Source organism: Streptomyces sp. NPDC052043, assembly GCF_044548235.1.
GTDB lineage: Bacteria > Actinomycetota > Actinomycetes > Streptomycetales > Streptomycetaceae > Streptomyces.
On the sequence record NZ_JBIUBT010000008.1, the window covers coordinates 306,967 to 320,677 of the forward strand.

Sequence of the window (13,711 nt, forward strand, 5' to 3'; positions counted from 1 at the left end):
GGTCGGGTCGACCGGGCGGCCGCCATCCCTCGTCCACCGGCACCTAACGGTGGCTGGTGTACTCCACGACCTGCTGGAAGGTCGGGCGGTTCTGCCAGCCGATCCTCCCGTGCCCGATGCCGCCCAGGGCGCGCTGGACGATCGAGTCGGCGCACCACTGGTCGCCCGCGGAGCACTGGTCGTCGCCTGGGTAGACCTGGGCCGGGGTCGCCGCGGCCGCCTGCTTCAGGGTGCTGATCAGGGTGTCCCGGCAGGAGCTCGGGCTGCCGCCGCCGCAGAACGTCCGTGCCAGCGGACCCCGCACCGGCTCACCGAGCACCGCCCGGATGTCCTTGTCGACATAGCTCCACCAGCCGTACTGGAAGGCGCTTCCCGCGTGCGAGCCGGTCGGGCCGTGCCCGGCCGACGGGGACTCGTCCACCGGCAGGTTGGCGGTGAAGGCGCCGTACAGGTCGCTGCCGAGCCCCGGTTCGAACTCGGCCTTCACCAGCAGCGGCCACCAGGCGTCCAGGATCCTGACGGCCTCGGCGTCGGCGTAGGTCCTGGAGCCCGCCGAGGTCTCGGTGCGCCTGGCGCCCGCGGACAGCCATGTCTGGAGCTTGCCCACCGCCGCCGCGGCCGCGGAGTCGGTCACCGGCGAGCTGTTGATCACCTTCAGCAGGTTCGGCAGCACGTCCTCGGCCCTGAGGTCGGTCACAGCCGCGTCCGCCATCGCCTTCACCAGCGAGGCACGGGTCACCCCGCCGGCCGCGACCAACTTGCTCACCCGGTCCTCCAGCAGGTCGCCGCGGTGCACGGAGCCGTTGCCCCAGGAGGCCGCGGAGTAGTCCAGGGCCTGCCTGTTGTTCCAGGAGATGTAGTAGTCCTGGTCGACGGAGGCGGGGTGGGCGGAGGGCGGGGTGTAGTCGGCGGTGTTGGCCGCCGGGTCCCAGTTCCGCCACTCGTACGCCGGCCGCGCCCACACCGGGAACTCGGCGTCCACGCCGTTCGCCCGCACCGGGTTGTCGCCGCTGTTGTAGTACGCGGTGTGCCGGGAGTCGGCGTAGAACCAGTTGAACGTGTAGTTGATGTGCTGCGTGGCCTTCTGGAAGCCCTCGGGGCCCTGGACGAAGTCGGGGTCGTTGAGCATCTGGAAGCCGACGATCGAGTCGGCCTCGTGCAGGAAGGAGGAGCGCAGGGTGGTGTAGGCGACCTTCTTGCCGCCGACGGTGGCGCGGTACTCGACCGGGCCGTACTTCGTGCGCCACACGCGCATGGTGTAGGAGCCGGCCGCCGTTCCGTCGGCGACGGTGGGCTTCCAGGAGTTGGTCTGCTCGACCTCGTCCATCGCCGTGCAGGTGCCGCGGTACAGGTAGTGGTGGTCGTCCTGGCACAGTTCGACGGCGTAGGTGTCGATGATGTCCTGGCCGGAGGTCGTGGCGCTCCACGAGTAGTCCTGGCCGCGCCCGAGTTCGACGTACATGCTCAGGCCGGCGAAGGAGGCGCCGCGGGCGCTGATGCCCGGACCCTGGATCTCCTGGAGCATCAGCAGCTGGGGCGCGAAGTAGCCGGTCTGCGGGCCGAAGACGGCGACCGGGTGGCCGCTCGCGGTGTGCTCGCCGCTCACGACGAGGGCGTTGGACATCCCGCGCCGTGCGGAGGACAAGGCGCTCTTCGCGGCCGAGGAGGTGGCGCCCCGCGCGGCCGCGGTCGCCGCGCTGCCGGTGCGGTCGTACACCAGCGGCTCCTGGGTCACCGAGCCGGCGTCGGGCAGGGCCAGGCCCTCGGGGGCGTCGGGCTTCGTCGCGTACGGGTAGCTCCTGCCGTCGTGCACGGTCAGGACGGCCTCGGGGTCGTTGCGCTCCCGGAAGGACTCCCAGACCCTGGTGCCCTCCTCGACGCCGAACTTGGCCTGGGCGGCCAGCAGGGACAGCGCGTTGTCCACCTCGCCGCCGCCGCCCGAGCCGAACAGGGCGCCGACCACGGAGCCCAGCGCCACCAGGTCGGTGACCTTGAAGTGGGCGATGGTGCCGGCGTTGGTGATCGAGTCCTTGTGGCCGGTCAGGACGTACTCGCCGGGGAAGTAGCGGCCGGGGTCGGAGGCGTCGATGTAGGCGTTGATGCCGTCGAGGTAGGCGGTCACGTCGGCGAGGACCTGCTGCCCGCGGGCGCCGTTACCGGCCACGGCGCGGTCGATCTGCGCCTGGAGGTCGGCCTCGGTGTACGGGGCGTTGCGCCAGAACTCCTGTTCCAGGCCCTGGTTGGCGGCCGCGCCGCCGGCGAAGGCGGTCAGCTGCCCGCGGCCGACGTGCCGGAAGACGTCCATGAGCCACAGCCGGTCCTGGGCGGCGGCGTACCCGGCGCCGAACTCGGCGCCGTAGCGGGTGGTGCCCGTGATGTGCGGTACGCCGGTCTTCTTGTCGCGGACGATCGTCACGTCGGCGCGGCCCGCGGGCCGCACGGTGGAGGCGACCTGTCCGGAGGGGACGCCGAACGAGGCGTCGTTGAAGAAGGAGTTGATCTTCGCGTCGGTGAGCGCCGGGTAGCCCGTGGCCAGGTCGGCGTACGGGCCGAGCTGGTCCTCGGCGTGGCCGGGCTGGATGCCGAAGGCCTGGTTGAGGAGGATCTCGGCGAGGGTGGCGTTGCCGTTCTCGCCGGGCGGCAGGATGTCGGAGCACCGGCCGCCGCAGTGGTCGGCCGGGGCCGCGGCGGTCGCGCCCGCGGTGCCGGCCGGCGTCCCGGCCGCCGCGGCTTGGGAAAAGGGTGACAAAAGACCGGTAATGAGGACGCATACCGATGCGGTCTTCAGGAACCCGGGGAATCCGCGGGGAGTTCTCAGTCTGTCGAGCGCGATGCGTGGGGTGCGCCGTGGCATGGCAACTCCTCCCTGACGGGGGTGGTGCCGGACGTTACCGCCGGTATCCCCCCGGGGGAAGATGAACATGCGTCACTTTTTGGCGGCACCCCGTGAAGGTCAACCAGGGCGGCGTTATGGCGGACATCGGAAAACGGATGGAGCCGGATCGGGCGTCGGCACGTCTATCCGGCGGAGCAGTCGTGACGGCTCCGTACGACGACGCCGCAGTGACCGAAGTGCGGATGCAGGTGTGACGGAGGTGCAGGGCGATGGCCGGTTTCCGGAGTCTGGCGAGACAGGTGAGGGACCCGCGGTGCGATCTGGCGCTGCGGCGTTACTCGCTGCGCAAGTGCCTCGAGCGGTTCGCTCCCTATGGGCACAGGGCGACCTGGGACCATCTGTGCTCCCGGGCCGGGTTCGGTCCCGAGGACAGGTCCCCCGATCCGGTGCGGCTCGTGGCCGCATTGGACGAGTTGGAGGAGGCGCGTTCGGTGTGGCTCGACTACGAGGCCGGGTTCGCCAGGCGCCGTAAGCAGGAGAAGCACGACGGGCTGCGCAGGCCGGGCAGCGTGGACGACTGGCACCGGATGACCTGGGGCGGCTTCGGGGTCGCCTGGTGCGACGACCCGCGGGTGCACCCGCGCGAACCGCTGGCCGAGGTGCTGCGCCGGCTGATCGCCGCACTGGAGCGCGAACCGGGTGCCGCGTGCCCGGTGTGCGGCGGGGAGCGGCTGGCCTGGACGTACGACCTGGATCACGAGCCGTCGTCCGGACCGGTCTGCGCGGACTGCGGGATCCTGGTCCCGCTGCCCGTCCTCAAGCCCGAGGCCCTGGCGTACACGAGGCGCGGGCGGCTGCTGATGTCCGCCTGACCCACGACGACAGGCCTTCCACGAGGGGTGCGCCGGTCCTGCCGGACGGACGAGAGGACGCCGCGCAGCCCGCCCGGCAGTCCGGAGCCCGCCCGGCGGATCGGCGGCGCGTCGGCGTCGCCGGCCCGGCGGCCACGGCGCGCGGTCGACGGGCGGTTCGTCGAGCCACCGGTCCGCGCTCGCGCACCGACCGCAGGCTACGCGCGGCCGGTACCGCTCCCCCGCTCCGCCATCAGACGTGAGCCCGTCAGACGTTCACCGAACACGTCGTCCGGGTTGGACAGCACACAGGTGTCCAGGGACAGGCAGCCGCAGCCGATGCAGTCGGTGAGATGGTCGCGCAGGCGGTTGAGCTGCCTGATGCGCTCGTCGAGTTCGGAGCGCCAGGCCTCGGAGAGGCGGGCCCAGTCCTCCCGGGTGGGGGTGCGCTCCTCGGGGAGCCGGGCGAGCGCCTCACGGATCGTGGCGAGCGGGATGCCCACGCGCTGCGCCGCCCGGACGAAGGCGACCCGGCGCAGGGTGTCGCGGGAGTAGCGGCGCTGGTTGCCCGAGGTGCGGCGGCTGCTGATCAGGCCCTTGGACTCGTAGAAGTGCAGGGCGGAGACGGCGGCGCCGCTGCGCGCCGCCAGCTGGCCGACGGTCAGCTCGTGGATCTTCTCGGGGATCTGGGGCACCTCTCAGAGCCTACCCACCGCGCCGCCCGCCCGGTCCGTTGACAGGGGCCCCGCGGCCGACCATGCTAAGCAGTTGCTTAGACTTCGTCCCCGAGGTGGGAGGCCCGACACATGGCAGAGCCGAGGATCTTCACGTCCCCCGGCGAACTCAGGGCGGCGGTGGGTGAGCGGCTGGGGTACACCGACTGGCTGGAGATCGACCAGAAGCGGATCGACCTGTTCGCCGACGCGACCGGCGACCACCAGTGGATCCACGTGGACCCGGAGAAGGCCGCCGCCGGCCCCTTCGGCACCACCATCGCCCACGGCTATCTGACCCTGTCGCTGCTCCCGGTCTTCGGGCCGCAGCTGATCGAGGTCGAGGGTGTGCGGATGGGCGTCAACTACGGCACCAACAAGGTCCGTTTCCCCGCCCCCGTCCCGGTCGGCTCACGGCTGCGGTGCACCGCCGTGATCACCGGCGTGGACGACGTGCCGGACGGGGTGCAGGTGACCGTCGCCTTCACCGTGGAGCGCGAGGGCGGCGACAAGCCGGTGTGCGTGGCGGAGTCGGTGGTGCGGTACTACCGGTAGGCCGGCCCCCGGGGGACGTGCTCCCCGGCCCCGACCATCCGCAGCACGAGGTCGGCGTACAGCGCGCCGACCTCCTCGGGGGTGCGGGGGCCGCCGACGTCGAACCAGCGGGCGACGTCCACGCACAAGGACAGCACGGCCAGCGTGGTGCCGCGCACGTCCAGCACGTCGAACTCGCCCGAGGCCACACCCTCCTCGATCACCCCGCGCACCTCGGCGTCGACCTGGCGGCGCAGCGCGAGGATCTCCGCGCGGGCGTCCGGACCGAGCGAGTCGAGTTCGTACTGCACGACCCGGGCGGTGGTGCGCCCGCCCGCGTGCCAGCGCACGAAGGAGCTCACGGCGTCGGCGAGCCGCTCGGTCGCGCTGCCGTCGCGCCGGGTGGCGGTGCGCAGGACCTCCAGCGCCTTCTCGTGGCCGATCCGGCTGATGCGGTGGAGGAGTTCCTCCTTGGTCCGGTAGTGGATGTAGAGGGCGGCCGGGCTCATTCCGGCCCGGCCCGCGATGTCACGGGTCGTCGTCGCGTGGTAGCCCCGCTCGGCGAAGGCCTCCACGGCGGCCACGAGCAGCCGCCGGGCCGCGTCCGGGGTGACCTCGCCCCACGGCTCCGGGTCACCGCCCGTCGTCTCCTCCGCCGTAGTCATCGCTCGCTCGCCCCTCCTGGTCGCGTCAGGGGGTCCACCATACCGCCGAGGGTGAGCGCTCGCTTAGCCTGCCGGGTCGGCACCGTGCGCGGCCCGCGGCCTCACAGCTTCTCGAACGGATCGTGTTCGGCAAGCAGCTTCTCCAGGCGGGCCTGGTCGACCCGGCTGACGATCCGCCCCGCCTCCTGGCGGTCCCTGATCACCTTGGCGAGCGTGAAGGAGGAGGTGACAAGGTACAGGACGGCGATGGCGAGGAAGGCGCGCACCCAGGCGTCGGCGTTCAGCCTGAAGATGCCGACGGTGGTGGCCGCCATGGCGATGGCGAAGGAGGCGACCGACTGGCCGTAGAAGGCGGCCGTGCTCTGCTGTTTGACCGGTGTGTCACTCATGGCGACCAGCGTCGGCCCACGGTCCCGCCGCCGCATCCGCCCGGATACTCAGCTCGCCTACTCAGAAACCCGGGTACCGGGGCATATCCGGATACCGGCGCCGGGACCGGAGCGTCCGTGCGGACGGCGCCCGTGCGGTCCCGCGGCTCTACGATGTGCGCCATGGCCCGACCCCGCACCCCGCTCCTCAGCACCGGCCGCATCGTCGCGACGGCGCGGGAGCTCGTGGACGCGGAGGGCCTGGCGGCCGTCTCCACCCGCCGGCTCGCCGCCGAACTCGGGGTGAGCGGGCCCTCGCTCTACAACCACTTCCGGACCAAGGACGAGATCCTGGAGGCGGTCGCGGACTCGGTGAGCGCCCAGGTCGACCTGTCGATGTTCGAGGACGGCCGGGACTGGCGGACCGCGCTGCACGACTGGGCCGTGTCCTACCGGGCCGCCCTGCGCGCGCATCCGAACATCGTCCCGGTCCTCGCCCGCGGCCCCGGCCGCCGTCCCGCCGCGCTGCGGCTGGCCGACGCGGTCTACGGCGCGATGGCCGACGCGGGCTGGCCCCCGGCACAGGCGACCTCGATCGGCGCGCTGATGCGGTACTTCATCATGGGCTCCGCGCTCGGCTCCTTCGCCGGCGGTTTCGTGGACGACGCCGGCGCCTACGACCCGGCCGACTACCCGCGCCTCGGGCAGGCCCACCTGCTGGCCGAGCAGCAGGAGAAGATCGACGAACGCGCCTTCGAGACCGGCCTCGCGGCCCTGCTGGACGGGCTGGCGCGACAGTACGAGCAGGTGGAGCGGAGCGCGTGAGCACACCGCCGCGCCGAGTGCGCCGCCGGCCGGTCCTGGCCGTCCGAAATCCGCGAGCCCTGCCCTTTTCGCCCACCTAGCCTCAGGAAGCATGATGAGCATCCCCCCGTCCCGCCTGGCCACCGCGGCCGCCACGGTCACCGTGGTGCTGTGGGCCTCCGCCTTCGTCTCCATTCGCAGCGCGGGTGCCGCGTACTCACCGGGTGCGCTGGCCCTCGGGCGGCTGCTGGCCGGGGCCCTGACACTGGGTGCGATCTGCCTGGTGCGGCGGGAGGGGTGGCCGCCGCGGGCGGCCTGGCGCGGGATCGCGATATCCGGGCTGCTGTGGTTCGGCTTCTACATGGTGGCCCTGAACTGGGGCGAGCAGCAGGTGGACGCCGGTACCGCGGCCCTGGTGGTCAACGTCGGCCCACTGCTGATCGCGCTGCTCGGGGCGCGGCTGCTGGGGGATCCGATGCCGCCGCGGCTGCTGGCGGGCATGGCGGTGTCGTTCGCGGGGGCGGTGACCGTGGGCCTGTCGATGTCGGGCGGGGGCGGCTCCTCGGTGCTGGGCGTGGTGCTGTGCCTGCTGGCGGCGGTCGCGTACGCGTCCGGGGTCGTCGCTCAGAAGCCGGCGCTGGGCCGGGCGAGCGTGCTGCAGGTGACGACGTTCGGGTGCCTGGTCGGTGCGGTCGCCTGCCTGCCCTTCGCGGGCCGGCTGCTCCACGATGCCGCCCGGGCCCCGCTGCCGGCCACGCTCAACATGGTCTACCTGGGCGTGTTCCCGACCGCGCTCGCCTTCACGACCTGGGGGTACGCGCTGTCCCGTACGACCGCGAGCCGGATGGGCGCGACGACGTACGCCGTCCCCGCGCTGGTGGTGCTGATGTCGTGGCTGGCGCTGGGTGAGGTGCCGGGGCTCGTCACCCTGGTGGGCGGGGCCCTGTGCCTGGCCGGAGTGGCGGTGTCCCGCTCCCGCCCGCACCGCCGGACTTCGCGGACGGCGCACGAGGAGCCCCGGCCGGAACGCGTGTCCTGACCCGGGCCCGAGCAGCGCGCCTCAGAACTCCACCAGCGCCCGGCCGCCCTTGCCGGCCAGCATGTTCTCGAAGGCGGCCGGGATGTCGTCCAGGGAGATCCGGTCGGTGACCAGGGTGGCCAGGTCCAGCCGGCCGGTGCGGACGTGCTCGGCGAGCACGGGCAGGTCCCTGGCCGGATCCGAGTTGCCGTACACGCAGCCGGTCAGGGTGCGGCCCCAGTGGAAGAGTTCCAGCGCGTTGAAGGTGACCTGCTCGTCCTTGCCGCCGATGCCGACGACCGTCGTGCGGCCGCCGCGGCGGGTGGAATCCCAGGCGGCGCGGATGGTGACCGCGCGGCCCACGCACTCCACGGCGGCGTCGACCCCCTGCTTCCCGGTGAGGGCGCGGATCTCGCGCGGGGTGTCCGCGGTGGCCGGGAGGAAGTCCGTGGCGCCCGCCCGGCGGGCGAGTTCCTCCTTGTCCGGGGAGACGTCCACGGCGACGATCCTCTCGGCGCCGGCGATCCGGGCGGCCTGGAGGGTGGCGAGGCCCACTCCGCCGACGCCGAACACCGCGACCGTCTCGCCGGGGCGCACCTTCGCCGCGTGGTGGACAGCGCCGTAGCCGGTGAGGACGGCGCAGCCGAGGAGCGCGGCCTCGGTGACCGGGACGCCGTCCGGCAGGGGCAGCACGCACGAGGCGGCGACCACCGTCTCCTCGGCGAAGGCGGCGACGTTCAGGCCGGGGTGCAGTTCGGTGCCGTCGCCGGTGCGGGCGTGCACGTCGGCGGCGCCGTTCATCGCGCGGGCGCACAGCCAGACCTCGCCGAGCGAGCAGGCGTGGCACTTCCCGCAGGACGGCGCCCAGTTGAGCACCACCGGGTCGCCGGGCGCGACGTGGGTGACGCCCTCGCCGACCGCGAGGACGGTCCCCGCTCCCTCGTGGCCGAGGACGGCGGGCACCGGTACCCGCAGGGTGCCGTTGGTCAGGGACAGATCGGAGTGGCAGACCCCGGCGGCGGCGAGCCGGACGCGGACCCGGCCGGGCCCGGGCTCCGGCAGTTCGATCCCGGTGATCTCCAGCGGGGAGCCGATGGCGGGCAGGACGGCGGCACGTACGGCCATGACGCGGGACTCCCTTAGAACTGGAGGGACTTGGTCTGGAGGTACTCGGTGAGGCCGTGGGCGCCGAGTTCGCGGCCGACACCGGACTGCTTGTAGCCGCCGAACGGCGCGAGCGGGTTGAACCGGCCGCCGTTGATGTCGACCTGGCCGGTGTCCATCCGGCGGGCGAAGGCCACCGCCTCCGCCTCGTCGCCCGCCCAGACGGCGCCGGCGAGACCGTAGACCGTGCCGTTGGCGATGCGCAGGGCGTCCTCCTCGTCGTCGTAGCGAAGGACGGTGAGGACCGGGCCGAAGATCTCCTCCTGGGCGACGGTCATAGCGGGGGTGACGTCGGCGAGGACGGTGGGGCTGACGAAGTAGCCCCGCTCGCGCGGGGATTCGGGGCCGCCCGCGACGAGGCGGGCGCCCTCGGCGACGCCCTTCTCGATGTAACCGCGCACACGCGCCCGCTGCTTGGCGTTCACCACGGGGCCGATGCGCTCGCCGTACTTGGCGGCGGCCGTCGCGGCCAGGGCGACGGCCTCCTCGTACTGGTCGCGGTGGACGAGCATGCGGGTCCAGGCGCTGCACGTCTGGCCGGAGTTGGACATGACGTTGGCAACGCCGACGTTCACCGCCCTGGCGAGGTCGGCGCTCGGCAGGATGACGTTGGCGGACTTGCCGCCCAGTTCCAGGGCGACCCTCTTGACGGCGCCGCCCGCGATCGCGCCGATCCGTTTGCCGACGGCCGTGGAGCCGGTGAAGGAGACCAGGTCCACGTCCGGATGCTCGGCGAGCGCCTGCCCGGCGGCCGGGCCGAGGCCGGTGACCAGGTTGAACACGCCCGCCGGGAGTCCGGCCTCGTCGACCGCCCCGGCGAACAGCCGGGCGGTGAGCGGGGTGTCCTCGGCGGGCTTGAGGACGACGGTGCAGCCGGCGGCCAGCGCGGGGGCGGCCTTGGCGACGATCTGGTGGAGCGGGTAGTTCCAGGGGGTGATCGCGCCGACCACGCCGACCGGCTCGTGGTACACGGTGGAGTTGCCGACCTTCTCCTCGAAGGCGTACGTCGCCGCCAGGTCGGCGTAGGAGCCGGCGACCGCGATCGGCAGGCCCGCGTGGACCGTCCGGGCGAAGGCGGGCGGGGCGCCGAGTTCGGCGGTGACGGTCTCGGCGATCTCCTCCTCGCGGGCCGCCAGCGCGTCCCGCAGGGCGGCCAGGCGGGCGGCCCGTTCGGCGGGCGGTGTGGCGGACCAGCCGGGCAGGGCGGCGCGGGCCGCGCGTACGGCCGCGTCGACGTCCTGGGCGGTGCCCGCGGGCACGGTGCCGATCACCCGTTCGTCGGCCGGGTTCACCACCTCGATGACGTCCGGGCCCGCGGCGGGACGCCAGGCGCCGTCGATGTACATGCCGTCGTGTGCCTTCATCGTGCTCCTCCGGGCGGGGCCGTCGCCGGTCTTGTCCGCGTGGACAGGCTTCCGCGTGGACAGGCTACTGACAGCCCATAAACTAGCGCCGGTAGCTTTCGGCCGCCGCACGCCCCTCACCCGGCCGGCCCGCGGCCCGCGCAGGCGCCGTCACTCCTCCAGGTCGGGCAGGCGGTCCGGGGCCGGGCAGATGCGCTCGCCGCGCTGGTCGAAGACGAACAGGCGGGCGAGGTCGACCAGGAGCGGCACCTGCATGCCCTGCCGCAGTTCGACGTCCGGCGTGGTCCGCACGACCAGGTCGCCGGGCAGGCGCGGCTCGGGCGCGGCGACCGGTTCCGGCGCGGTGTCGGCGGGGTGCTCCAGCACCACCACGGGGCCCGCGCGCAGGGCGTCCGCCCGGTCCCGCAGCCGGTTGAGGACCGTGCCCTCGCGCCGGCGGCGCCGGGTCGGGCGCCGGACGGGGCGCGGGGCCTCCAGATCCGGTACGACGGCGGGGCGGGAGCCGGTGTTGAAGTGGACGAGGACCTCGTGGCCCTGGAACTCCACGTGCTCCACCAGCCCGGTGATCGCCACCTCCCCGGGCCGGGCGACGGGCGCGGGGGCTCCCGTTCGCCGGGCCGAGGCCGAGAGCCTGGGGGCGATCCGGACCGCCTCCGAGCGCAGGCCCACGATCACCTCGCGGCCCTGCTGCACGCGCAGCAACTGGTGGTCCAGGGAGAGGGGTTCGGGCAGGCGCAGGAACTGCTTGCCCAGGCTGATGGTCATGGCGCCGTCGAGCGGGGCGCGGACCAGACCGCGCAGCAGGTTGATGCGCGGGGTGCCGATGAAGGCGGCCACGAAGACGTTGCGAGGCATGGCGTACACCGCGCGCGGGGTGTCCACCTGCTGGAGGACGCCGCCGCGCAGGACGGCGACCCGGTCGCCCAGGGACATGGCCTCGGACTGGTCGTGGGTGACGTAGACCGTGGTGACGCCCAACTCCCGGGTCAGCTTGGATATCTCGGCGCGCAGGTGGTTGCGGAGCTTGGCGTCGAGGTTGGACAGCGGCTCGTCCATCAGGAAGGCCGAGGGGTGCCGGGAGATCGCGCGGCCCATGGCGACGCGCTGGCGTTCACCGCCGGAGAGCTGGCTGGGGAAGCGTTCGAGGATGTCCTCGATGCCCAGCATCCGGGCGGTGGCGTCGACGCGGCCGCCGGGGTCCGCGCCGGGCGACTCGATGCGCAGCGGGAAGCCGATGTTGTCGCGGCTGGTCATGTTGGGGTAGAGCGCGAAGTTCTGGAAGACCATCGCCATGTCCCGGCCGGAGGGCGGTAGGTCGTTGCCGTACTCGCCGTCGAGCAGCAGCTGCCCCTCGGTGATCTCCTCGAGTCCGGCGATCATCCTGAGCACGGTGGACTTCCCGCAACCGGAGGGGCCGAGCAGCACCAGGAACTCGCCGGGTGCGATGTCGAGCGAGAGGCGGTCCACCACGCGGACGCCCTTGGCGTAGGTCTTGCTCACGTCGTGCAGAGAGATGGCGCGTGTCATGAGGCATTCCCCCGGGACTCACCAGAGCACTGTGGCTCCGCGGGTCGAACGCCTCGTGCGGGTCGTACGGGGCGTATGAGTCACGGAAGTTAACGGAATGTACGCACCTGGGGGAAGAGACCGGGCAGGATCCGATACCGCCGTCCGCCCGGCGAGGAAGCGGACGATCACGTTCAGGGGCGGGCGGCCGGCGGTGGACCACCCGCCCGCCCCGCCGCGCGGGGTCAGCGCGTCGAGGTCAGGTGGGCGAAGACGACGACGTTGCTGGAGTAGCCGGCTCTGTGGGTGTAGAGGCCGCCGCAGGTGATCACGCGCAGCTCGGGGCGGCGGGACGTGCCGTACACCTCCTTGTCCGGGAAGCGGGCCTTGTCGAAGACCCGCACCTTGTCGACGGTGTAGACGGCGGTGCGGCCGTCCTGGCGCCGGACCTCGATGCGGTGGCCCGGCCCCAGCTGGCCGAGCGCGGCGAAGACGGCGGCGCCGGACCTGGTGTCGCGGTGCCCGACCGCGACCGCCGTGCCGGGTTCCCCGGGCGTGGGGCCGCCGTCGTACCAGCCGACGAGCCTGGGCTTGTCGAGCGGCGGCGTCCGGAGCTCCCGGTGGTCGTCGAGGCCGACCCCGGTGATCGGCGCGTCGACGTGGAGGAAGGGGATGCGCAGGGTGGTCGCGCGGGACCGGGGCAGCGGCACGGGCGGGCGGGAGGAGGAGGCTGCGGGCGCCGGCGAGGCGGACGTCCCGCGGGCCGGGCCGGAGCCGTTCGCACCGTCCGTGCCCGAAGCGCCGCGATCGGGACCGCCGCGGTCCGGGCCGCGGTCGTCCGGGCCGCCGTCGTCCGTCCTGCCGCCGTTCTCCCCGCCGCCGTCCGTCCCGGAAGGACCCGGGTGGGCGGGGGCCACGGCGCCCGGCCCGGCGGCTCGCTCCGGCGCACTGCCGTCGTGCTGCCCACCGCACCGGTTCCCTGCCGTGACCAGGACGACCGCGAGCACGGTCGTCCTGGTCAGGCGGTAGGCGCGGGTCCGGTACCAGGGCCTGCGTCCGCGCCTACGCGGCGCCATGCGGGCGCCGGCGGACCAGCCGCATGTACACGACCCCGCTGACCACGACCAGCCCCACGGCGCCGGCCCCGGTCACCGGAGAGAAGGCCGCGACCGAGGAGGCGAGGCCGCCGCCGCCCGCGTGGACGCCGCCCAGCGGGCCGCCGCGGTCGATGCGGCCCGCGCCCGGCACCTCGTGGCCGCGGCCCGGGTCCTCGATCCGGCCGCCCGGACCGTGCGCCCCCTCGCGCCGGCCTTCCTCACGGCAGTTGACGCGGAAGATCTTCTCCTTGGGGGTGCCGGCGACGGTCCAGGAGAGCTTGTACTGACCGTCGGCGAGCCCCAGCGGGTCGGTGTGGCCGGCCCCGGTGGCCAGGGGGATGGTGCCGGTGACGGTGGCACTGTTGGGCAGCGGTGGCTGCGGCTGGATGGTGTAGCCGATGCTGGGCAGGACGTCGAAGTTGACGGCGTCCAGGTAGAACCGGCAGACCACGGGGTCGTCCTTCGAGACGCCGAAGGGCACGCCCACCCGATGGATCTTGATGTCGCCGGCTTCCCCCTGGGCCGCGGCGGACGGCGCCGCCAGCCACACGGCGCCCGCCGCGGTCAGGGCCGTCAGGGCGGCGGCACTGACGCGGGAGCCGACGGTGCGTGGGTTGGTCAGGGTGGGCATGCGCGTTCCTCCGAGTCAGACGATTTTCATACAAATCGCTCTTTCGTCTGACTGCCTTTCACATGCGTTCGCGACCCATGGCGAGCGGCACCCGACGCGCCGTCAGCTTTCCCCCACCCGGCGCAACCCTTTCCCGCCGTTGGCGCCGAAGGCCGCGCGG

General features: G+C 73.3%; 13 protein-coding genes. 4 read left to right on the forward strand and 9 right to left on the reverse strand.

What is annotated here, in order from left to right:
• Positions 1 to 43: 43 nt before the first annotated feature.
• A complete protein-coding gene (locus tag ACIHCX_RS21920) occupies positions 44 to 2,854 on the reverse strand; it encodes a penicillin acylase family protein (protein ID WP_400031869.1) in 2,811 nt (936 codons plus the stop codon).
• A gap of 251 nt (positions 2,855 to 3,105) precedes the next feature.
• On the opposite strand from ACIHCX_RS21920, the gene ACIHCX_RS21925 reads away from it, so the two are divergent.
• Positions 3,106 to 3,708 carry a hypothetical protein gene (locus ACIHCX_RS21925; protein ID WP_400031871.1) on the forward strand — a complete coding sequence of 201 codons (603 nt, stop codon included), beginning with the start codon at positions 3,106 to 3,108 and terminating at the stop codon, positions 3,706 to 3,708.
• 197 nt (positions 3,709 to 3,905) lie between these two features.
• Here ACIHCX_RS21925 and soxR read toward each other — a convergent pair whose 3' ends face one another.
• Positions 3,906 to 4,382, reverse strand: a complete 477-nt coding sequence (gene soxR, locus ACIHCX_RS21930; RefSeq protein ID WP_400031873.1) for a redox-sensitive transcriptional activator SoxR — start codon at positions 4,380 to 4,382, stop codon at positions 3,906 to 3,908.
• 111 nt (positions 4,383 to 4,493) lie between these two features.
• On the opposite strand from soxR, the gene ACIHCX_RS21935 reads away from it, so the two are divergent.
• Positions 4,494 to 4,955, forward strand: a complete 462-nt coding sequence (locus ACIHCX_RS21935; RefSeq protein WP_400031875.1) for a MaoC family dehydratase — start codon at positions 4,494 to 4,496, stop codon at positions 4,953 to 4,955.
• On the opposite strand, the gene ACIHCX_RS21940 is transcribed toward ACIHCX_RS21935, so the two are convergent.
• Positions 4,946 to 5,599: a TetR/AcrR family transcriptional regulator gene (locus ACIHCX_RS21940; RefSeq protein WP_400031877.1), complete on the reverse strand. Its 654-nt coding sequence runs from the start codon at positions 5,597 to 5,599 to the stop codon at positions 4,946 to 4,948. The two genes, ACIHCX_RS21935 and ACIHCX_RS21940, sit on opposite strands and share 10 nt — an antisense overlap.
• A gap of 101 nt (positions 5,600 to 5,700) precedes the next feature.
• Complete coding sequence (locus ACIHCX_RS21945; RefSeq protein WP_400031879.1) at positions 5,701 to 5,988, reverse strand: YiaA/YiaB family inner membrane protein; 288 nt, start codon at positions 5,986 to 5,988, stop codon at positions 5,701 to 5,703.
• A 162-nt stretch (positions 5,989 to 6,150) separates the two neighbouring features.
• Here ACIHCX_RS21945 and ACIHCX_RS21950 point away from each other — a divergent pair, with 162 nt between their 5' ends.
• Both ACIHCX_RS21950 and ACIHCX_RS21955 read left to right on the forward strand, forming a co-directional pair.
• Positions 6,151 to 6,792, forward strand: a complete 642-nt coding sequence (locus ACIHCX_RS21950; protein WP_400031881.1) for a TetR/AcrR family transcriptional regulator — start codon at positions 6,151 to 6,153, stop codon at positions 6,790 to 6,792.
• A gap of 94 nt (positions 6,793 to 6,886) precedes the next feature.
• On the forward strand, positions 6,887 to 7,810 hold the full coding sequence (locus ACIHCX_RS21955) for a DMT family transporter (RefSeq protein ID WP_400032067.1): 924 nt from the start codon (positions 6,887 to 6,889) through the stop codon (positions 7,808 to 7,810).
• A gap of 21 nt (positions 7,811 to 7,831) precedes the next feature.
• Here ACIHCX_RS21955 and ACIHCX_RS21960 read toward each other — a convergent pair whose 3' ends face one another.
• From ACIHCX_RS21960 to ACIHCX_RS21980, 5 genes are all read right to left on the reverse strand, one after another.
• Positions 7,832 to 8,914 (reverse strand): Zn-dependent alcohol dehydrogenase, encoded by a 1,083-nt coding sequence (locus ACIHCX_RS21960; protein ID WP_400031883.1) that lies wholly within the window; start codon positions 8,912 to 8,914, stop codon positions 7,832 to 7,834.
• A gap of 14 nt (positions 8,915 to 8,928) precedes the next feature.
• Positions 8,929 to 10,317, reverse strand: coding sequence for an aldehyde dehydrogenase family protein (locus ACIHCX_RS21965; protein ID WP_400031885.1), 1,389 nt, complete (start codon positions 10,315 to 10,317; stop codon positions 8,929 to 8,931).
• 150 nt (positions 10,318 to 10,467) lie between these two features.
• A complete protein-coding gene (locus tag ACIHCX_RS21970) occupies positions 10,468 to 11,844 on the reverse strand; it encodes an ABC transporter ATP-binding protein (protein ID WP_400031887.1) in 1,377 nt (458 codons plus the stop codon).
• Positions 11,845 to 12,068: 224 nt separating this feature from the next.
• Positions 12,069 to 12,899 (reverse strand): class F sortase, encoded by an 831-nt coding sequence (locus ACIHCX_RS21975; protein ID WP_400031889.1) that lies wholly within the window; start codon positions 12,897 to 12,899, stop codon positions 12,069 to 12,071.
• Complete coding sequence (locus tag ACIHCX_RS21980; RefSeq protein WP_400031891.1) at positions 12,886 to 13,551, reverse strand: hypothetical protein; 666 nt, start codon at positions 13,549 to 13,551, stop codon at positions 12,886 to 12,888. The genes ACIHCX_RS21975 and ACIHCX_RS21980 overlap by 14 nt, the downstream gene beginning before the upstream one ends.
• Positions 13,552 to 13,711: the final 160 nt, after the last annotated feature.